This window comes from Pseudomonas sp. DD1, assembly GCF_044510355.1.
GTDB lineage: Bacteria > Pseudomonadota > Gammaproteobacteria > Pseudomonadales > Pseudomonadaceae > Aquipseudomonas > Aquipseudomonas shahriarae.
Genome location: NZ_MSAJ01000015.1, coordinates 1 through 19,163 on the forward strand (window position 1 = coordinate 1; position 19,163 = coordinate 19,163).

Consider the following 19,163-nt stretch of genomic DNA (forward strand, 5'->3'; position numbering starts at 1 on the left):
GGGTGGGGGCGCGCATAAACTGCCCGGCCAGCATCGGCGCCAGGGTCAGGGACACCACCACCGAAATCAGGATGGTCGAGGTCGCGGTCAGGGCAAATTCCTTGAACAGGCGCCCGACCACGCCGCCCATGAACAGCAGCGGGATAAACGCGGCCACCAGCGAAAAGCTGATCGACACCACGGTAAAACCTATCTCGCCGGCGCCCTTGATCGCCGCTTCGCGCTTGTCCAGGCCCGCCTCAAGGTGACGGTGGATGTTCTCCACCACCACAATCGCATCGTCCACCACAAAACCCACGGCAATCACGATGGCCACCAGGGTCAGGTTGTTCAAACTGAAGCCCATCACATACATCAGGGCAAAAGTGGCCACCAGCGACACCCCCAGCACACTGGAGACAATCAGGGTTGCCGACCACTGGCGCAGGAACAGCGCCATCACCGCCACCACCAGCAACACCGCGATCAACAGGGTGATTTCCACTTCATGCAGCGAGGCACGAATGGTCTTGGTGCGATCCGACAGCGAGCTGACTTCCACCGACGCCGGCAGCATCGCCTGCAAGCGCGGCAGCTCGGCCTGGATGCGGTCCACGGTGTCGACGATATTGGCCCCCGGCTGGCGGAAAATCACCAGGTTGACCCCCGGTGTATCACCGGACCAGGCCTGCACGTAGGCGTTTTCCGAACCGTTGATCACCCGTGCCACGTCGCGCAACTGCACCGGCGCGCCGTCCTTGTAGGAAACAATCAGCTCGCCGTATTCCTCAGGATGAAACAGCTGATCGTTGGTCGACAGCGTCGATACGCTGTCGCGCCCATACAGCGCGCCCTTGGCCAGGTTCAGGCTCGACTGCTGCAGCACCAGGCGGATATCGGCCAGGGTCAGGCCGATGGCGGCGAGTTTGTCCGGCGAGGCCTGTACCCGGATTGCCGGGCGTTGCTGGCCGGTGATGCTGATCTGGCCGACGCCGTCGATCTGGCTGATCTGCCGGGCCAGCAGGGTCTCCACGTAGTCGCTCAGTTCGGTGCCGGGCATATTGTTGGAGCTGATGCTGAGGATCAGCACCGGGCTGTCCGCCGGGTTGACCTTACGCCAGGTCGGCAGGTTGGGCATATCGCTGGGCAATTTGCCGGCCGCCGTATTGATCGCCGCCTGCACTTCCTGGGCGGCGGTGTCGATGCTCTTGTCGAGGGTGAATTGCAGGGTCAACAGGCTGGAGCCCAGGGCGCTGCTGGAGGTCATCTGGGTCATGCCGGGGATGGCACTGAATTGCACTTCCAGGGGCGTGGCCACCGACGAGGCCATGGTGTCGGGGCTGGCGCCGGGCAGTTGGGCGGTGACCTGGATCGTCGGGAACTCCGCCTCCGGCAGTGGCGCGACGGGCAGGCGCGGGAAGGCGATCAAGCCCAGCAGCACCAGGGCAAAGGTCAGCAGCAGGGTGGCGACCGGATGGTCGACGCACCAGGCCGATACTGAGCCACGACCCTTCATGGCCGGGCCTGCGCTTGGGCGGTCTGGACCACTTGCGGCGGCTCCTTGAGCACCTCCACCTGGGCACCGGCCTTGAGGCGCGACTGGCCGTCGCTGACCAGCACATCACCGGCCTGCACACCGGTGACAATCGTCAGGTCGCTGTTCTGGTAGGTCACGTGCACCGGCACCACGTCCACCTTGTCGCCATTGACGCGGTACACGAAGTGCGAGTCCAGGCCGCGCTGGACCACGGTCGGCGGCACCACCAGGGCCGCCTTGTCGAGGGCGGTCTGGATCTTCACCGTGACCAGTTGCCCCGGCCACAGTTTTTGCGTGGCATTGCTGAATTCGGCCTTGGCGCGGATGGTGCCGGTGGTGGCGCTGATCTGGTTATCAATCAGGCTCAGGCGGCCTTCGCCGAGCAGGATGGCGGCCGGGCTGTCGGTGTCGGCGCCGAGGAACGCATCGACACTGGCCGGGTGTTGCGCGGCGATCAGGCCCTGCAGGGTCGGCAGCATCTGTTGCGGCAGGGAAAATTCCACGGCGATCGGGTCGATCTGCGTCACCGAGAACAGGCCCTGGGCATCGCTGGTACGCAGGAAGTTGCCTTCATCCACATTGCGAATCCCCACCCGACCGCTGACGGGGGAGCGAATCTGTGTGTAGGAAAGCTGAACCTGGGCCGCATCAATTGCCGCCTGGTTGCCCAGGGCCGTGGCCTTGAGCTGGTTGACCAGGGCTTGCTGCTGGTCGTAAGTCTGCTTCGACACGCCGTCGTCGATGCTCAGTTCTTTGTAGCGCTTGAGATTGACCTGTGCCACCTGCAACTGCGCCTGGCTTTCGCCCAACTGGGCCTTGGCCTGGTCAAGGCTGGCGCGGATCGCCCGGTCATCAATGCTCGCCAGCAGGTCGCCGGCCTTGACCCGTTGCCCCTCCTTGACCATCAACTGGGTGAGAATGCCGTCGACCTGCGGGCGGATCACCACGCTATGCAGCGACAGTACCGAGCCGATACCGCTGACAAACCGTGGGATATCCTGCTGCGCGACACTGACCACCCGTACCGGGATTGCGCTGGAAGCCGACAGCTTGGTCTTGGCCGGCCGGGTCGCCACCCAGGCCATGACCGCCAGGGCCACGACGGCGAGCACAATCACGGTGGTTTTGCGTTGAATGGGCATGGTCTCGCGGCGTCCGGACAGGGAAAGGGAGGAGCGTAGGCTCTTTATAGCCTGCAAACCCGGTCAGCAAAGTGACCGGTAACTGACAGCGCTGTCAGCAAAGGTCGACCATTCGTACGGGCAGTGGTTAAAGAACCAGGGCGCGCAGGTATACTGCGCGCCAGTGTGGCCCGCAAGTCGGGCCCGCGTCATTTTTTGCACGCTCCGGAGCTTCCATGAATTCCCCGACACAACCGCCTGTTGAAAGCGCCGAACTCGCTGATCCAGACAGCCTCGACAGTGAAGCCAAGCCGGTGATCCCGGCGTTCAAATTCCCCTTCAAGCCGGGTGAGCTGGCCGGGGCGAAAGACAGCAATCAGCCGTGGTACAAAAACGGCGCGAAGAACGGCCACACCAAGACCCCCGGCATGGCGCCGCCCGGCACCCGTCGTTCGATGGGCAAGCGCTGACTGCCTACAGCCATTGCTGACTTTTCGCCTTGTCGGCCCATGACCTTTTCTTGAAAGCTTGCTCGATACCCCTTCGCCGCGCCTGGTTGGCAGCACGGGGTGAAGGAGTGGGATTTTCAAGAAAGGGATGTCTTCATGGCTTGGGCAAAGATCTTTGTTTTATCCATTGGGGCGCTACTGTCGGGCGCCTTTCTGATAGGGCCGGTGGCCGCCGCGGCGCCGCGCAGCGAGATCCGCTTCGCGATTTCCCCTCTGTTTCCTCCCTATGAAAGCCGCAACGCCCAAGGGCAGTTGGTCGGCTTGAACATCGAACTGGGCAATGCCTTGTGCGCGCAACTCGATGTTCGCTGCATCTGGGTCGATCAAGTCTTCACCCATAGCATCGCAGCCCTTGAAAGCCGGCGTTTCGACGCAATCATGGGCATGGCTTCTACCCCGCAACGCCGGCAGTTGATCGACTTCACCGACGATTTGTATCCCCTGACCACGCACTTGGTGGCGCGCCGTTATTCCGGGCTGATGCCCACGGTACGCGCCCTCAAGGGCAAGCGCGTGGGGGTGTTGACCGGCAGCAATCGCGAAGCGTTCGCCCTGGCGCAATGGGCGCCGGCCGGGGTGATCATCAAGAGCTTCTGGCTCAACGACCAGTTGATCCGCAGCCTGGTGGCCGGTGATATCGACGCGACCCTGCAAGGTACAGCCGAAATTCGCCAGGAGCTGCTCGACACCGAGCAGGGGCAACCTTTCGATTTCGTCGGCCCGCCGGTCACCGGCCAACAGATGGGCACTGCCGTGGCCATCGGCGTGCGCAAGTCCGATCGCGAATTGCGCAGTGACCTTAACCGGGCGCTGGAGCAGCTCAAGCAGAGCGGCGAGCACCAGCGCATTCTGCGAGGGTATCTGCAGGAGGAACTCGACATTGCAGCGGCGCAACCGGGCGATGGGCCGCGCTTTTACCCCAGCGAGCTGACGCTGCCTTTTTCCGAGGCGGTGCGGGTCGGCGACACGTTGTACATCTCCAGTATCTCGGGGTTGGATATTCGCGGTAATCCAGTGAAAGGCGGGACGGGCGCGCAGATGAAGCAGGTGATGAAGAACCTGCACGACCTGTTGGAGCGTCATCATTCGTCGTTGGATCGGGTGGTCAAGTGCACCTTGATGCTGGCTGACCTGGATGACCTGGCCCTGGTCAATGAGGTGTACCTGGGCTACTTCGCCCGTAGCCGCTTACCCGCCCGCAGTGTACTGGCCGTGCGCAGGTTGCCGCGCAGCGCACGGGTGGCGCTGGACTGTGTCGCCCTGATTGAGGAGTACCACGAGCCGCAGGCGCTGGCGCCGGGCAACTAAATGCGTGGAACATGAGCTGGATCAGTATTTGCTCAACCGGTGCGCTTAGAGTCGGTGCCCCTGCCGACTCCCCCAATAACCCCCGAGCGCGCTTTCCATGAAGATCAATCTCCCGGTCACGGGTCGAAATGTGGACATTGCCCAAGATGCCAACATTCTCTCGACCACCGACCTCGGCAGTTCGATTACCTACGCCAACCAGGACTTTATCGACGTCAGCGGCTACAGCCGCGAGGAGCTGCTGGGTGCGCCTCATAATCTGCTGCGCCATCCGGACATGCCGTCGGCGGCCTTTGCCCATATGTGGCAGACCCTCAAAAGCGGTCGCTCGTGGATGGGCATGGTGAAGAATCGTTGCAAGAACGGCGATCACTACTGGGTCAGTGCCTATGCCTCGCCGGTCACCCGCGACGGCGTGGCGGTGGAGTACCAGTCGGTGCGGACCCGGCCCGATGCGCGGCGGGTGATGGCAGCTGAGCGCGTGTATGCCCGTCTGCGCACGGGCACTCGGCGCATGCGGCCGGTGCTGGAGATGCCCTTGAAGTTGTCGCTGGTCACCGGCGCGACATGCGCCTTGACCTGGGGGGCTGGGGTCGGCTTGGCGAACTATCCGTGGGCGGTGCAAGTGCTGGGCCTGGCGGCGGTGGGCGCGGTGGGGATATTAGGCGTCAACCTGTTGTTGCGCCCCCTGCGGCAACTGAGCGAGCGGGCGCGGCAGATCGCCGATAACCCCGTCAGCCAGGCGATCTATACCGGGCGTGCGGATGAGCTGGGGCAAATCGAATTTGCCATGCAGATGCTTGAAGCCCAGGTGGGCGCGGTGGTCGGCCGGATTGGCGATGCATCGCAGCGTTTGTCCGGGCACGCCGCCGCCCTGGTCGAGCAACTGGACAGCAGTCACAGCAGCACCCTGGGCCAGCAGAGCCAGACCGACCAGGTGGCCACCGCCATCCACGAGATGGCGGCCAGCGTGGCGCAAGTCGCCAACCATGCCCAGCAAGCTTCGAAAGCCGCCGACCAGGCCGGCAGCGAGACCCGCGAAGGTCATCAGCGAGTGGACGAAAGCCGCGATGCGGTGCTGCGTCTGTCCCAGGAACTGGCCAGGGCTACCACGGTGATCCATCAACTGGAAAGCCATAGCGGTGATATTTCCGGTGTGCTGGAGGTGATCCGGGCGATTGCCGAGCAGACCAACCTGCTGGCCCTCAACGCGGCCATCGAGGCAGCGCGAGCGGGCGAACAGGGCCGTGGTTTTGCGGTGGTGGCCGACGAAGTGCGCGGCCTGGCACAACGTACCCAGCAATCGACCAATGAAATCCAGCGCATGATCAGCACCCTGCAGGGCGGCGCCCGGGATGCGGTGATGGCCATGGAGCAGAGCAGCCAGCATGTCGAAGCCAGCGTCGATCACGCCCAGCGCGCCGCATCGGCCCTGGATGGCATCAGCCAGCGGGTCAACCAGATCACCGCCATGAGTGTGCAGATTGCCACTGCAGTGGAAGAACAGAGCGCGGTCAGCGAAGACATCAATCGCAATATTGTCGGCATCCGTAATGCCGGCGAAGCCACCGTCACTGCCGGCCAGCAGAGCCAGCTCAGCTCGGGCGACGTGGCGGCCCTGGCGGAAGATCTGCGGCGGCTGGCAGAAGAGTTCTGGGGCAAACGCCACTAGGTTGTGGCTGTGGCAAGCCCTGATGCCCTTCAGTTCAGAGAGGGTGCAGGGCAATCAATAACCTGTGGCGAGGGAGCTTGCTCCCGTTGGGGCGCGAAGCGGCCCTAAAATGGGACTGCTACCCAGTCCAACGGGAGCAAGCTCCCTCGCCACAGCCACAGCCACAGCCACAGCCACAGCCACAGCCACAGCTCCAACCCCATTTGACGCGCCTCAGGCAGCGCGCAGCGAGATAAACGCATAGTTGGCCGGCACCTCGGTGGCGATCTGTGCCCCGGCATCCAGCAACTGTTCGGCGATGTCCATGCCGGACACATGAAACACCCACTCATTGGCCATGGCTGGTTGTTCCACCGCCAATTCAATGGCCTGGGCAAACGCGCCCATATCCGGCAGGTACGCGGTAAAGCCATCGCCCTTGAGCGCCGTGGTGCGAATCCCCAGCAGGGCGCACACCGCTTCCTTGGTCTGCACGTCGTCACGGTCGGCCTGGCGTGAGCGGCGGATCAGCTCCGCCAGTTCAGGGTCCACCAGTTCACCCCCGACGATCAGCGCCGGGCCCTGTTCCCAGGAGTGCGGCGGGCAATCCTTGGCGGCCGGGTTCAGCGGGATATGCGGGTTGATCTCCATCGGGTAGATACGACAGACCAGTGGCCGCCGCTCATAGATGCCGCAGCGGTTGTCTTCGTCAAGATTCCGGCAGGGCCCCGCGTTGTAGGCGGCAAAAGTAATGGCCACAAACGCCTCGGTCGTGCCGCTGGGCACCACCACCGAACGCCGTTCGGCATGCTCGCGTTGTTGCAGCGGCAGGCCCAGGCCATTGCCCAGGAAGCCTTCCACCAGGACGATGACATTGCCGCCGTCCGCCGCCCACTGGCGGGCTTCGTCGAGTGTCAGGGGGACATGATGGTCGGTGCAGCATTTGCCGCAACCAACGCAGGAAAAATGGGTATTCATGGAAGATCTGCTACCAGGCCAGGTCAGAGGGCGCTCTTGGACGGTGACGGGTTTTTACCTCTATCCGCCGTTCAGAGACTCTGGAAGCAAGTTATGCGCCAGTGCCGGTCAGTCGTCGCTGACCACGTCGCGCAGCACAAACACCATGCCCGCACTTTCATACAGCTGGCGTGCGCGCAGATTGCTCTCCAGCACCTTGAGGTCCACATAGGGCTCGCCGCGTTGCTTGAACACCTGGAAGCTGTGCAGCAACAAGGCGCGACCCAGCCCCTGGCCCTGGGCACAGGGGTGGATGGCGAGATTCTTGATAAAGGCACTGGTCCAGCATTGGGCCACGCCAAGAATGCCTTCGGCGTTGCTGACCACCAGGCACAGCCTGGGGTCGAACTCTGCGTTGCTGATGAACTGCTGCTGCCAGGTGTCCAGGTTGGCGACATGGCCGCCGCCCTGTTCCTGGGTCATGCGTAACACCGCATGAATCGCCGGGGCCAGTTCGTCGCGGTAATGGTCCAGGCGGATGCCGGCCGGCCATTGCGGCGCGGGCAGGCTGGTGGTGAGGTCGCGGCGCAGCAGTTGGTAATACGCTGTCAATGTTTACAGGCCTTTTTGCGCCACGGTCTGGGCCGCGACCACCAGGCATTTGGTCAGCTCGGGTGACGAAAACTTGGTCAGCACCGAGTCGGCACCGGCCAGGCGGGCTTTTTCGCTGTTCATCGCGCTGTCCAGGGAGGTGTGCAGCAGCACGTACAAATCCTGGAAATCCGGGGTTTCGCGCAGGGTGCGGGTGAGGGCGTAGCCGTCCATTTCCGACATTTCGATGTCAGACACCACCACATTGATCTGCCCGGCGCTGCCTTGCAGTTCCAGCAGCACGTCGATGGCCTCTTTGGCACTGCGAGCGGTGTGGCAGGTCAGGCCGAGGTTGCGCAGGGTGTGCACCGATTGCTGCAGGGCCACCTGGCTGTCGTCCACCACCAGGATGCGCGCATGGCCGAGCACTTCGGCTTCTTCCATGGTCAGGTCGGTCGGTGCCACTTCGATCTGCGCGGGGGCGATGGCGTGGATGACTTTTTCGATGTCCAGCACCTGCACCAGCACCCCGTCGACCTGGGTCACGCCGGTGATAAACGAGCGCGTACCGCCGGAACCAAAGGGCGGCGGACGGATATCGGTGGTCAGGCAATGCACGATCCGGCTCACCGCCTGCACATGCAGGCCCTGCTTGGAGCGGCTGACATCAGTGACGATCAGGCAACCGCCGTCGGGGTCTTGCAGGGGCATTTCGCCCAGCGCCCGGCTGAGGTCGATCACCGACAAGGCCGCGCCACGCAGGGTGGCGATGCCTTTGACGTGCGGGTGGGACTCCGGCAGCTTGGTCAGCGGCGGGGAGGGAATGATTTCGCTGACTTTCAGCAGGTTGATGGCCATCAGCTTGCCGCTGCGCAAGGTAAAGAGCAGAAGCGAGAGTGAATCTGCGCGGGCTTTGGTGGTGGACATAAAAACCTTCTGTGGATCAGCGATAACAATCTATAGCGGGTTATCGACGTTCGCGCCAAAAACTGTAGGGGCTGGCTTGCCAGCTCCTACAATGCCGATCAGCCTTTCCACACCTGCGGGTTCACCAGATCCTGCGGGCGCTGGCCCAGCAGTGCGCTGCGCAGGTTGTCCAGGGCACGGTTGGCCATGGCTTCACGGGTTTCATGGGTGGCCGACCCGATATGCGGCAAGGTCACTGCATTGCTCAGTTGGAACAGCGGCGACTCGGCCAGGGGCTCGCGCTCATACACATCCAGCCCGGCGCCGCGAATGCGCTGGGTTTGCAGGGCTTCGATCAGTGCCGGCTCGTCCACCACCGGGCCTCGGGAAATATTCACCAGGATTGCGCTGGATTTCATCAGGCCCAACTCGCGATGGCTGATCAGGTGCTGGGTCTTTTCACTCAACGGCACCACCAGGCATACAAAATCCGCCTCGGCCAGCAACTGGTCCAGGCTGCGCATCTGCGCGCCCAGTTCCTGTTCCAGTGCGGTCTTGCGGCTGTTGCCGCTGTAGATAATCGGCATATTGAAGCCCAGGCGCCCACGGCGGGCGATGGCCGCGCCGATATTGCCCATGCCGACGATACCCAGGGTCTTGCCGTGTACATCGCAGCCAAACAACGGCGCGCCGACGCTGGCTTTCCACTGCCCGGCCTTGGTCCAGGCGTCCAGCTCGGCCACGCGGCGGGCGCTGCTCATCAGCAGGGCGAAGGCCAGGTCGGCGGTGCTTTCGGTCAGCACATCGGGGGTGTTGGTGAGCATGATCCCGCGTTCGTTGAAGTAGTCCACGTCGTAGTTGTCGTAACCCACGGAGACACTGGACACCACTTCCAGCTTGCTCGCCCCTTCGAGCTGCGCCCGCCCAAGCTTGCGGCCGACGCCGATCAGGCCGTGGGCGTGGGGCAGGGCTTCAGTGAACTGCGCGTTGATATCACCCTGCTTGGGGTTGGGGACGATGACCTCGAAGTCCTGTTGCAGGCGTTCGATCATTGCGGGGGTGACACGGCTGAAGGCGAGGACAGTCTTTTTCATCGCAAGTGAGGCTCATCGACAGGGAAGAATGCCAAGCACGCTAACATTCCTCGCTGCGAATGTCAGGACACCGCTAGACCTCTGTGGGCACAGGGCAAAATGTGGGCGCTGGCTTGCCTGCGATGACGGCAGGTCAGCTACCCAGCCGCACCCCACCCAAACTGCCACTCAGTTCATACGCAACCAGTTCCGCCTGGTGCGCCGCGAGGATCTCCGGCAGCGAGCCGCGCAGGTATTCCACCCAGGTCTTGATCTTCGCATCCAGGTACTGGCGCGACGGGTAGATGGCGTACAGGTTCAGTTCCTGGGAGCGGTAATTCGGCATCATCCGTACCAGGGTGCCGTTACGCAGGCCTTCGATGGCTGCGTACACCGGCAGCAGGCCGACGCCCATGCCGCTGATGATCGCGGTCTTCATCGCGTCGGCGGAGTTCACCAGGAACGGCGAGCTGTTGATGCTCACGCTTTCCTGGCCGTCCGGGCCGTTGAAGGCCCATTTGTCCAACTGGATCACCGGGCTGACCAGACGCAGGCAGGCATGGTTGAGCAGGTCACTGGGCCGCTGCGCGCAGCCGTTGGCTTTGACGTAGGCCGGCGAGGCACAGACGATGCTGTAGGTGATCCCCAGGCGTTGGGAGACAAACCCCGAGTCCGGCAGCTCGCTGGCGAGCACGATGGACACGTCGTAGCCCTCGTCCAGCAGGTCGGGCACGCGGTTGGCCAGGGTCAGGTCGAAGGTCACGTCGGGGTGGGTACGGCGGTAGCGGGCAATCGCGTCGATCACGAAATGCTGGCCGATGCCGGTCATGGTGTGCACTTTGAGCTGCCCGGCGGGGCGTGCATGGGCGTCGCTGGCTTCGGCCTCGGCCTCCTCGACATAGGCGAGAATTTGCTCACAGCGCAATAAATAGCGCTTGCCGGCTTCGGTCAGGGCGATGCGGCGGGTGGTGCGGTTGAGCAAGCGGGTTTGCAGATGGGCCTCCAGATTGGAGACCGCGCGCGAGACGTTGGCCGTGGTGGTGTCCAGTTGTACGGCGGCGGCGGTGAAGCTGCCGGCCTCGGCGACACAACTGAAGGCGCGCATGTTTTGCAAAGTGTCCATGGGGTGCTCTCAAGGGAGATGGCAAATTGTGACACGAAGTTACGGGGGCGAGTGAGCCCGACCAATGGATTATCGCCTGAACGGTAATAAAGATTCACAGGAATCCCACCTTATCGCCATTCCCCGTGCCCCCTAGAATTGCCGCACCGTCCCCGCAACACCACCTCAGGAATTCGCAGCAGTGCCGCGTCGCATCAGCAGAGAGCTGAAGACTCTCAGTGTTTGGGCTTTATCGTTAGCAATCAGCGGCTGCATCGGAACCGGAGGAATTGCCCCCCAAGGCAAGCACCTCGCCGCCAATACCCTGGCCACCGACGACGCGATCCAGAGCGCCGCCCGGGATGCCCACTGGCCGACCAGCCAGTGGTGGCAGGCCTATGGCGACCCGCAACTCAATCGGTGGATCGACCTCGCCGTACAAGGCAGCCCGAGCATGGCCGAAGCCGCCGCCCGGGTGCGTGAAGCGCGGGCCATGGCCGGGTTGGCCGAGTCGGCCGAGGCCGTGCAGATCAACGGGGATGCCACCCTCAAGCGCCACAACTGGCCCAGCGATCAGTTCTACGGCCCCGGCAAGCTGGACAATTCCACCACCTGGGACAACAACGCTGCCCTGGGCCTGAGCTACGCCCTCGACCTGTGGGGCCGCGAGCGCAATGCCAGCGAGCGCGCCGTCGACCTGGCGCATAGGCGTGTCGCCCAGGCACGCCAGGCCCAGTTGGAATTGCAGAACAATGTGGTGCGCGCCTATATCCAGCTGTCGCTGCATTACGCCCAGCGCGATATCGTCGCCGCCACCCTGGCCCAGCAAGAGCAGATCCTCGACCTGGCGCAAAAGCGCCTGGATGGCGGGATCGGCACGCACTTTGAAGTCAGCCAGGCCCAGACGCCGTTGCCGGAAACCCATCGGCAACTGGACGCCCTCGACGAAGAGATCGCCCTGACCCGCAACCAGCTGGCGGCTTTGGCCGGCAAGGGGCCGGGGGAGGGTGCAACCTTGCAGCGGCCGACCCTGGCCCTCGGTGCGCCGCTGAAATTGCCCTCGGCACTGCCCGCGCAATTGCTCGGCCAGCGCCCGGACGTGGTCGCCAGCCGCTGGCAAGTCGCGGCCCAGGCCCGGGGGATTGACGTGGCCCACGCCGGTTTCTACCCCAACGTCGACCTGGTGGGCAGCCTCGGCTACGTCGCCACCGGCGGCGGCATGCTGGAGTTCCTCACCGGCAAGAAACTCAACTACAGCGTCGGCCCGGCGATCACCCTGCCGATCTTCGACGGTGGCCGCCTGCGTGCGCAATTGGGCGAGGCCAGCGCCGGCTACGACATTGCCGTGGCCCGCTACAACCAGACCCTGGTCAATGCACTCAAGGGCATCAGCGACCAACTGATCCGCCGCGAATCCATGGCCAAGCAGCAAACCTTCGCCGCCGAATCGGTGGCCTCGGCGCAGAAAACCTATGACCTCGCGATGATCGCCTATCAGCGCGGGCTGACCGATTACCTCAATGTACTCAATGCCCAGACCCTGCTGTTTCGCCAGCAGCAGGTCGAGCAACAGGTCCAGGCCGCGCGCTTGAGCGCCCATGCCGAACTGGTGACAGCCCTGGGCGGTGGCCTGGGTGCTGGCAGCGATGCACCGGCACCCGATAAGACACTCCCGAGCAAGACCCCGGCGGCTTTGGCCGTGTTCGATCACTGATCAGGTTCCCCATGACTCCCTTGCCTGCACCGCTGCGTTGGCTGCATTCCCTGGAATGGCGCCGTGGCTTTTTCGACTGGGCACGCAGTGATGGCGTGACCTGGGTGTATATCTTCAAAGTACTGATCGCCGCGTTTCTCACCCTGTGGCTGGCCATGCGCCTGGAACTGCCGCAACCGCGTACCGCGATGATCACCGTGTTTATCGTGATGCAACCGCAAAGCGGCCAGGTGTTTGCCAAGAGCTTCTACCGCTTCCTCGGCACCCTGGCGGGGTCGGCGGTGATGGTGTTGTTGATCGCCTTGTTTGCGCAAAACACCGAGCTGTTTCTTGGCGCGCTGGCGATCTGGGTCGGCGTGTGCACGGCCGGTGCCACCCGTAACCGTAACTTTCGCGCCTATGGTTTTGTGCTGGCCGGGTATACGGCGGCGATGGTCGGCCTGCCGGCGCTCGCCCACCCGGACGGCGCCTTTATGGCGGCGGTCTGGCGGGTGCTGGAAATCTCCCTGGGGATTTTGTGTGCGACCCTGGTCAGTGCCGCGATCCTGCCGCAAACCAGCAGCGCGGCCATGCGCAACGCCTTGTACCAGCGTTTCGGCACCTTCGCGCTGTTCGTCACCGATGGCCTGCGCGGGCGCGGCCAGCGTGAAGGTTTTGAAAGCAGCAACGTGCGCTTTATCGCCGAAGCCGTGGGCCTGGAAGGGCTGCGCAGCGTCACCGTATTCGAAGACCCCCATATGCGCCGGCGCAATGGTCGCTTGAGTCGCTTGAACAGTGAGTTCATGGGCATCACCACGCGCTTCAACGCCCTGCACCAGTTGCTCGAGCGCCTGCGCAGCGATGCCGCCGACCATGTGGTGGTCGCGATCAAGCCCGGCCTGCAGGATTTGGCCGAACTGCTCGATGGCTTCAGTGGGCGCGCCCTGACCAGCCCCGATGCTGCGCGCCTGGTGAGCCAACTGACGGCCTACAAGGAGAGCCTGCCGGCCAAGGTCCGCAGCCTGCGGGCGATGTTCCAGGAGAGCAGCCCGAGCGATGCCGAGCAGTTGGATTTCCACACTGCCTATGAGCTGCTGTACCGCTTTGTCGATGACCTGCACAACTATGCGCAGACCCATGCTTCCCTGGCCGAGCACAGCCACGCACGGGAGCACTGGGACGAGTCCTACACGCCGAAAACCAACTGGCTGGCCTGTGCCGCGTCGGGAATTCGCGCGTCATTCATTCTGCTGGTGCTGGGCAGTTACTGGGTGGCCACCGCCTGGCCCAGCGGCGCGACCATGACCCTGATCGCGGCAGCCACCGTGGGCCTGTCGGCCGCCACGCCGAACCCCAAGCGCATGGCCTTCCAAATGGCCTGCGGGACGCTGATCGGCGCCGTGGTGGGCTTTGTCGAAATGTTCTTCGTGTTTCCCTGGATCGACGGCTTTCCCTTGCTCTGCGTGATGCTCGCCCCGGTGATCGTGCTCGGTGCGTTCCTCTCGTCGCGCCCGCAATACGCCGGGGTTGGCCTGGGCCTGCTGATCTTTTTCAGTACCGGTTCGGTGCCGGACAACTTGACGATCTACAACCCCTACACCTTTATCAACGACTACATCGCCATGATCATCGGCATGCTGGTGTGCGCCGCGGCGGGGGCGATTATCCTGCCGCCCAACAGCCCCTGGCTGTGGCGCCGCCTGGAGCGCGACCTGCGTGAGCAAGTGGTGTATGCCATCAGCGGCAAGCTCAAGGGCCTGGCCTCGGGTTTTGAAAGCCGCACCCGCGACCTGCTGCACCAGGCCTATGGCCTGGCCGCCGGCCAGCCACAGGTGCAACGCAACCTGTTGCGCTGGATGTTTGTGGTGCTTGAAGTCGGTCACGCGATCATTGAGTTGCGCAAGGAACAGGCGATTCTGCCGGTGCACCCGGCGTATGCCCAATCCCAGCCCTGGCGCCAGGCCATCCGGGTCATGGGGCGTTCGCTGGTGCGGCTGTTTTTGCAACCGAGCCAGAGCAACCTGGAGCGCGCCCTGGTGGCGGTCGATCACGCCATCAGCCGCGTGCAGGCCACCGACGAACCCTTCGCCCCGCACTTCGACACCTCGGCCCTGCGCCGGGTGAAAAGCTACCTGCACTTTATCCGCACCTCCCTGCTGGACCCGCAATCGCCCCTGGCTGCCTTCAAGCCTTCCGGAGTCGCCCATGCCTCGTGAAATCGCGTTCCACGGCATCTACATGCCGACCATGACCCTGATGTTTTTTATCGCCGCCGCACTGGCCTGGGCCCTGGATCGCTTCCTGGCGGGCTTTGATTTGTACCGTTTTTTCTGGCACCCGGCGCTGCTGCGCCTGAGCCTGTTCACCTGTCTTTTCGGCGCCATGGCGCTGACTGTCTACCGTTGAGAATGCCCCGATGAAAAAGTTTTTCAGCCTGCTCGCAACCCTGCTGGTTCTGGCCCTGGCGATCTGGATTGGCCGCACCTTGTGGGTCCATTACATGCAGACCCCATGGACTCGCGATGGCCGGGTGCGCGCCGACATCATCAACGTGGCCGCCGACGTCACCGGCGAAGTGGTGGATGTGCCGGTGCGTGACAACCAGTTGGTGAAAAAGGGCGACCTGCTGATGCAGATCGACCCCGAGCACTACCGCATCGCGGTCAAGCAGGCGCAATCTTTGGTCGCCTCACGCAAAGCCACCTGGGAGATGCGCAAGGTCAACGCCCACCGCCGCGCCGACCTCGACGCCCTGGTGATCTCCAAAGAGAACCGCGACGACGCCAGCAACATCGCCGACTCGGCCCTGGCCGACTACCAACATGCCCTGGCGCAACTGGAGGCCGCCGAACTGAACTTGAAACGCACGCAAGTCGTGTCAGCGGTCGACGGCTATGTCACCAACCTCAACGTGCATCGCGGCGACTATGCGCGCATTGGCGAAGCCAAGATGGCCGTAGTCGATATGAACTCGTTCTGGGTCTACGGCTTCTTCGAAGAAACCAAGCTGCCCCATGTGAAAGTCGGTGATAAAGCCGATATGCAACTGATGAGCGGCGAGACCCTCAAGGGCCATGTGGAAAGCATCTCCCGCGGCATCTACGACCGCGACAACCCCGAGAGCCGCGAACTGATCGCCGACGTGAACCCGACCTTCAACTGGGTACGCCTGGCCCAACGGGTACCGGTGCGGATTCATATTGATGAAGTGCCGGAGGGGGTGTTGCTGGCGGCGGGGATTACTTGCACGGTGATCGTCAACCAGGCACAAAACTAAACAGAGGGCATCAGGCACGTCGCCTGCCGGCTCCTGCAGGGGAGGGTTATTGGCCCTGGATATAGGTCTCATGCAGGTGCCGCCACAGCAGTGCGCCGCTGGCCTGTTTCTCGAACACCACGGTGGCCCGGCGATCCGTCTGGCTGGCGCTGTGATCAACCTGATGCTCACGGTAGGTCACCGTGGCACCCCGCGCATGACGGTCGATGCCGGTCAGTTCACTCAAGGTGATTTTCAATCCGGGCCGCATGCCGCCCAGGCGAGTGAACAGGGCCTGGACCCCGGCGGCATTCACCCGTGCGCCGGTGGCGGGGGCGATCATGCTGAACTCGGGGGAGAAGCGCGCCAGCAGGTTCTGCAGGGTGCCTTCGGGGGCTGTGCCGGCAAACCACTGCTCGATCTCGATGTGGGTCTGGATCACTTCTTCAAAAAAGTCGCTGTAATCAATCATCATTGAGGCTCGCTGGCTGGGTGAAGCAGTGCGCGAACCCTAGAGGTATCCAGGCTCAGCACTGCGAAGAGCGGCAGCAGTGTCAGCGCTGCCGCGATCAAGAAGGTCATGGTGAAGGAATCCGAGGCCGAAAGCACGGCGCTGAGTGCCGCTGCGCCGAGGCAAAAGCTCACTTGCCGATTGATATTCCACAGCGCGCTGGCGTGGCCCATGCGTTCGGCAGGAATATCCAGAAAGGCCAGGGTCTGCGCGGTGCTGCTGCACAGGCTGCCACCCAGGCCCATCAGGGCATAGGCGCCCACCAGCAGGGCGGGCTGGGCAGCATTGAGCAGCAGGATGCCGGCGCATTGCAAGGCCATGCCGGCCAGCAGCAATGGCTTGGGCCCGCACCGACTGAACAACTGCTTGCTCAGGTAGATGGCCAGGGCCGAGGCCAGTGCCCACGGCAGCATCAAGGCCCCGGTGCGTGTCGCGTCGTATCCAAGGCCTCGCAGGTAGAGGATGGCGACCAGGCTGGTGCCGATAAAGACGCCGGGGATAAACAGATACACCAGCATCGCCACTCGCAGCATCGGGTGGCGGATCTGCTTGAACAGACTCCCCAAGGCCAGGGCCGGTCGCGAGGTTGCGGGCACATCGGGTTTTATCCACAGCAGTGCCAGCAGCAGGGTCAGGAGGGCCAATGGCAGGTTGGCATAGAAGATCCAGCGCCACGACACCGTGTCCACCAGCAAGCCGCCCAGCGCCGGGGAGAGTGCTGGCACCAACAGCGCCACCGACATCACTCGGGCCGTCAGCTGGTGACGCTGCCCAGGGGCAAAGTGTCGGTACGCCAAGGCCTGGCCCACCGGTATCAGCAATCCACCCCCCAAGCCTTGCAACAGCCGCCAGCCGATCAGGGCCTGAATCGACTCGGCCTGGCCCACCAGCACCGATGCCATGCCAAACAGCCCCAAGCTCGCGGCGATCAAGCGCCGCTCGCCCAACACTGCGGCGAGCCAGACGCTCAGCGGAATAATCAGGGTCAGGCCGAGCAGGTATGCGTTGCTGATCCACGCCAATTGCGTGACCGAAGCCTGCAGTTCATGGGCGATATCCGGGTAGGCGACGGTGGCGACAAACATGTTCACCAGGTCCAGGGCGAAGCCCAGTAAAAAGATCCAGGCGACTTTCGAGCGGTAGGTCATAGGGGCGATCCAGCGTTTGAGGCTGGCAGGGTAGGCCGGTTGCAGAGCTTGGGATACACGGGTTTGCCTGTTAGTTTGTCAAAAATATTTTGACAAATGGGGGCTGTGGCCATGGTCAGTCTGGACCGATTCGACACTTTCAAAGCCGTGGTCGAGGCCGGCTCGCTGACGGCCGCCGCCGATCTGCTGGGCCAGACCCGCGCGGTGGTCAGCTTCAATCTCAAACGTCTGGAAGCCGAACTGGGCGTCACCCTGCTCACCCGCAGTACCCGCCAACTGGCGCTCACCGATGCCGGCGAACGTTTCTACCTGCGCTGTACACGCATGCTCGAAGAAGCACGGCTGGCAGTGGAAGAGGCCCGTTCTGAGCACGCCCAGCTCAAAGGCACCCTGCGCATCACCACGACTGTTGAATATGCGTTGGCGGTGGTCGCGCCGGCCGTGGAGGGTTTTCGCCGCCTGCACCCGGACCTCAACATCCACTTATCCACATCCTCGACCCATGCCGACCTGATCTCCGAGCGGTTTGACGTGGCGATCCGGCTGGGGCGCCTGGTGGACTCCAATCATCGTGCGGTGCAGTTATCCACCTATCAGGTATTTGCCGTTGCGGCGCCTGGTTTGGGTAGTGCCCATACGTTGGATGAACTAGAACGACTGCCCAAGCTGGGGCATGGCCGCCTGACTGAGTTGAGCGTGACCGACCCGGCAGGTGGCGAACATCAGTATCGCTCTGGCCCCAGTGCGCTGGTGGTCGACAGTGCCGCCGTGCTGCAAGCATTTGCCGTGCGCGGGCATGGCGTGGCGGTCCTGCCGCAGTGGCTGGTGCAGGAGGACCTGGACGCGGGGCGGCTGGTACGCCTGTTGCGGGATCATCGTTTCGCGCCTCAGGGGGTGTATGCGCTATATCCGGACACGCGGCATTTACCGCTGAAGGTGCGGGCGTTTATTGACTTCATGAAATAGCGAAGACCCCGTGCAGAGGGCAAGCCCGCTCGCCACGGTGATCAAAGTGCTCCACCCAGCCCAAATCGCTTCTTCAACACCGTCTCCAACAGCCCCTTGGGCAGCAGCGCCGCCATCAACGGCAGCGCCCGGCTGCCATTCCCCGAACGCAGCAGGCGCGGTGGTTCACTCTGTTGCACGGCCTTGAGCACATCCGCCGCAAAGGTGCTGGCCGGGGTCGGTTTGTCCTGGGAGGCCTGGGAGCGGGCACGGATGCTTTCGCGCAGTGGCCACCACGGCGATTGTTCATTGATCAGCAATTCGGCCTGGGTGCCGGCGGTCTTGGCAAAGTGGGTGTTGATCGCCCCCGGCTGCACTTCCATGACTCGCACGCCAAACGGTGCGAGTTCCATGCGCAACGCGTCGCTCAAGGCATGCACGGCGGCTTTGGAGGCGCAGTAGGCGCCGGCAAACGGCGTGACCAGCACTCCGGAAACGCTGCCGATATTCACCACCAGCCCTTTGCGCGCGCACAGGGCGGGGAACAGCGCCTGGGTCACGCCGACGATCGCGAACACGTTGGTTTCGAACTGGCGCTGCAGGGCCTCGGTGCCACCATCGAGCAGCGGGCCCATGGCGCCGTAGCCGGCGTTGTTGATCAACACATCCAGCCCGCCCACCTGTCCGGCCAATTGCGCCAGGGCCGCGCCATCGTTGACGTCCAGTTGCACGGCCTTGAAACCGGCAGATGCGAGGGCCGCGACGTCTTCGGGACGGCGGGCGCTGGCCCATACGTCATAGCCGGCGACTTTGAAGGCATCGGCCAGGGCACGGCCGATGCCGCTGGAGCAACCGGTGATAAGCACGTTAGGCATG

At 63.5% G+C, this 19,163-nt stretch carries 18 protein-coding genes; 8 read left to right on the top strand and 10 right to left on the bottom strand.

Annotation, left to right across the window (positions count from 1 at the left end):
• Both PSFL_RS12505 and PSFL_RS12510 read right to left on the bottom strand, forming a co-directional pair.
• A partial coding sequence (locus PSFL_RS12505) for an efflux RND transporter permease subunit (protein WP_397470126.1) occupies window positions 1–1,495 on the bottom strand: 1,495 nt, incomplete at its 3' end.
• The gene (locus PSFL_RS12510) at window positions 1,492–2,658 is read right to left on the bottom strand and encodes an efflux RND transporter periplasmic adaptor subunit (protein WP_170059379.1); all 1,167 of its coding nucleotides are present in this window, start codon (window positions 2,656–2,658) and stop codon (window positions 1,492–1,494) included. The genes PSFL_RS12505 and PSFL_RS12510, both read right to left, overlap by 4 nt.
• A gap of 215 nt (window positions 2,659–2,873) precedes the next feature.
• On the opposite strand from PSFL_RS12510, the gene PSFL_RS12515 reads away from it, so the two are divergent.
• From PSFL_RS12515 to PSFL_RS12525, 3 genes are all read left to right on the top strand, one after another.
• Window positions 2,874–3,107, top strand: a complete 234-nt coding sequence (locus PSFL_RS12515; RefSeq protein ID WP_057438192.1) for a hypothetical protein — start codon at window positions 2,874–2,876, stop codon at window positions 3,105–3,107.
• 135 nt (window positions 3,108–3,242) lie between these two features.
• Complete coding sequence (locus PSFL_RS12520; protein WP_170044070.1) at window positions 3,243–4,454, top strand: transporter substrate-binding domain-containing protein; 1,212 nt, start codon at window positions 3,243–3,245, stop codon at window positions 4,452–4,454.
• Window positions 4,455–4,551: 97 nt separating this feature from the next.
• A complete protein-coding gene (locus tag PSFL_RS12525; RefSeq protein ID WP_397470127.1) occupies window positions 4,552–6,126 on the top strand; it encodes a PAS domain-containing methyl-accepting chemotaxis protein in 1,575 nt (524 codons plus the stop codon).
• A 213-nt stretch (window positions 6,127–6,339) separates the two neighbouring features.
• Here PSFL_RS12525 and PSFL_RS12530 read toward each other — a convergent pair whose 3' ends face one another.
• The 5 genes from PSFL_RS12530 to PSFL_RS12550 form a co-directional block, all read right to left on the bottom strand.
• The gene (locus PSFL_RS12530) at window positions 6,340–7,083 is read right to left on the bottom strand and encodes a YkgJ family cysteine cluster protein (protein ID WP_057958515.1); all 744 of its coding nucleotides are present in this window, start codon (window positions 7,081–7,083) and stop codon (window positions 6,340–6,342) included.
• A gap of 108 nt (window positions 7,084–7,191) precedes the next feature.
• Entirely contained in the window at window positions 7,192–7,674 is a 483-nt protein-coding gene (locus PSFL_RS12535) for an N-acetyltransferase (RefSeq protein WP_057438199.1), read from the bottom strand.
• A 3-nt stretch (window positions 7,675–7,677) separates the two neighbouring features.
• Window positions 7,678–8,580 carry a chemotaxis protein CheV gene (locus PSFL_RS12540; protein ID WP_397470128.1) on the bottom strand — a complete coding sequence of 301 codons (903 nt, stop codon included), beginning with the start codon at window positions 8,578–8,580 and terminating at the stop codon, window positions 7,678–7,680.
• A gap of 98 nt (window positions 8,581–8,678) precedes the next feature.
• On the bottom strand, window positions 8,679–9,653 hold the full coding sequence (locus PSFL_RS12545; RefSeq protein WP_115128958.1) for a D-glycerate dehydrogenase: 975 nt from the start codon (window positions 9,651–9,653) through the stop codon (window positions 8,679–8,681).
• 133 nt (window positions 9,654–9,786) lie between these two features.
• On the bottom strand, window positions 9,787–10,755 hold the full coding sequence (locus PSFL_RS12550) for a LysR family transcriptional regulator (protein WP_057958518.1): 969 nt from the start codon (window positions 10,753–10,755) through the stop codon (window positions 9,787–9,789).
• Between the two features lie 181 nt (window positions 10,756–10,936).
• On the opposite strand from PSFL_RS12550, the gene PSFL_RS12555 reads away from it, so the two are divergent.
• Genes PSFL_RS12555 through PSFL_RS12570 form a run of 4 tightly spaced genes read left to right on the top strand, consistent with a single transcriptional unit; the run spans window position 10,937 to window position 15,704 of the window.
• Window positions 10,937–12,448 (top strand): efflux transporter outer membrane subunit, encoded by a 1,512-nt coding sequence (locus PSFL_RS12555; protein ID WP_169959739.1) that lies wholly within the window; start codon window positions 10,937–10,939, stop codon window positions 12,446–12,448.
• Between the two features lie 11 nt (window positions 12,449–12,459).
• Window positions 12,460–14,643, top strand: coding sequence for an FUSC family protein (locus PSFL_RS12560; protein ID WP_397470129.1), 2,184 nt, complete (start codon window positions 12,460–12,462; stop codon window positions 14,641–14,643).
• On the top strand, window positions 14,633–14,833 hold the full coding sequence (locus PSFL_RS12565; RefSeq protein WP_057438206.1) for a DUF1656 domain-containing protein: 201 nt from the start codon (window positions 14,633–14,635) through the stop codon (window positions 14,831–14,833). Before PSFL_RS12560 ends, PSFL_RS12565 begins: the two co-directional genes overlap by 11 nt.
• A gap of 10 nt (window positions 14,834–14,843) precedes the next feature.
• On the top strand, window positions 14,844–15,704 hold the full coding sequence (locus tag PSFL_RS12570; protein WP_057438208.1) for an HlyD family secretion protein: 861 nt from the start codon (window positions 14,844–14,846) through the stop codon (window positions 15,702–15,704).
• Window positions 15,705–15,750: 46 nt separating this feature from the next.
• Here the strand turns inward: PSFL_RS12570 and PSFL_RS12575 are convergent, their stop codons facing one another.
• Window positions 15,751–16,155 (bottom strand): hypothetical protein, encoded by a 405-nt coding sequence (locus tag PSFL_RS12575; protein ID WP_057438390.1) that lies wholly within the window; start codon window positions 16,153–16,155, stop codon window positions 15,751–15,753.
• The gene (locus PSFL_RS12580) at window positions 16,155–17,342 is read right to left on the bottom strand and encodes an MFS transporter (RefSeq protein WP_273865308.1); all 1,188 of its coding nucleotides are present in this window, start codon (window positions 17,340–17,342) and stop codon (window positions 16,155–16,157) included. Before PSFL_RS12580 ends, PSFL_RS12575 begins: the two co-directional genes overlap by 1 nt.
• 111 nt (window positions 17,343–17,453) lie before the next feature.
• Here PSFL_RS12580 and PSFL_RS12585 point away from each other — a divergent pair, with 111 nt between their 5' ends.
• Window positions 17,454–18,308: a LysR family transcriptional regulator gene (locus PSFL_RS12585; protein WP_397470130.1), complete on the top strand. Its 855-nt coding sequence runs from the start codon at window positions 17,454–17,456 to the stop codon at window positions 18,306–18,308.
• Between the two features lie 41 nt (window positions 18,309–18,349).
• Here PSFL_RS12585 and PSFL_RS12590 read toward each other — a convergent pair whose 3' ends face one another.
• Window positions 18,350–19,162 carry an SDR family oxidoreductase gene (locus tag PSFL_RS12590; protein WP_397470131.1) on the bottom strand — a complete coding sequence of 271 codons (813 nt, stop codon included), beginning with the start codon at window positions 19,160–19,162 and terminating at the stop codon, window positions 18,350–18,352.
• Between the last annotated feature and the right edge of the window lies 1 nt (window position 19,163).